Genomic DNA, 1,219 nt, shown 5'->3' with positions numbered 1-1,219 from the left:
TGTCTGCTTGGACAAGTAGAGATGGTGACGGAGGATGAAAAAGAAAAGATCCTTCATGACTTTAACGCAACCAAGACAGAGTATCCGAGGGAGAAGACGGTAGTCGAACTGTTCGAAGAACAGGCAGCTAAAACACCAGATCAGATTGCTTTAGTCTTCGAAGAAGAAGAAGTAAGCTACCGAGAGCTGAATGAAAGAGCCAATGTGTTAGCTCATAAGTTAAGAGAACTGGGCGTAAGACCAGATGACTTCGTAGCGATCATGGCAGAAAGAAGTATCGAGGTGATCACCGGAATTTACGGAATCATCAAGGCCGGAGCCGCTTATGTACCAATCGATCCAACGTATCCAGAAGAAAGAATCGAGTTTATGTTGGAAGACTGTCAGCCAAAGGCCTTGTTACTTTACGGGGCAGAGTATGAAACCGACCTAACAAAGATGGACTTAAAAGAAGTAGGAATCTGGGAAGGAAATATCCAGAATCCAGAGAAGGTCAACAAGGCGGAAGACTTAATCTACTGTATCTACACATCCGGAACGACAGGCAAACCAAAAGGAAGTGTGATTTCCCACAGAAATGTAGTACGTCTTGTAAGAGATACTGATTATATTGAACTAAATGAAAATACAGTAATCTTACAAACAGGTTCCCTATCGTTTGATGCGTCGACATTAGAGATATGGGGAGCGTTCTTGAATGGTGGGAAAGTAGTGATTACATCTCAGGAAATCATTACAGACCATGTGCAATTAAAACAAGCAATTAGAAACAACAAGGTTACTACGATGTGGCTCACATCAACGCTCTTTAATCAAACAATCTCTGAAGATGTGACGGTGTTTGATACGCTGAGACATCTGTTAATCGGTGGAGAGAAACTTTCGGATGCCCATGTTCGAATGATGAAAGAGCATAATAAAGAAACCATTCTGACAAACGGATATGGTCCGACAGAGAATACGACATTTACAACCACATACGAAATTCCAGAGAATTTCGAAAACATTCCAATTGGAAAACCAGTCAGTAATACTCAAGTATATATTCTGAATGGAGATAACCTTTGTGGCATCGGTGTGCCAGGAGAATTATGTATTGTAGGTGACGGATTAGCCAGAGGCTATCTAAATCGTCCTGAACTGACAGAAGAGAAGTTCGTGAAGAATCCATTTGGTGAAGGAAGGATGTACCGTTCTGGAGACCTTGCAAGATGGCTGC

General features: G+C 41.9%; 1 protein-coding gene. It reads left to right on the top strand.

The window, feature by feature from the left end:
• Positions 1-1,219, top strand: a 1,219-nt coding sequence (locus tag ABE34_RS25900; protein WP_197144322.1) for a non-ribosomal peptide synthetase, incomplete at both ends; no start/stop codon positions are given.

It is taken from the genome of Lysinibacillus sphaericus, assembly GCF_015844675.1.
Lineage (GTDB): Bacteria > Bacillota > Bacilli > Bacillales_A > Planococcaceae > Lysinibacillus > Lysinibacillus sphaericus_E.
Note: the sequence above shows the minus strand (reverse complement) of the source record. Positions and strands in the feature narration are given on the sequence as shown.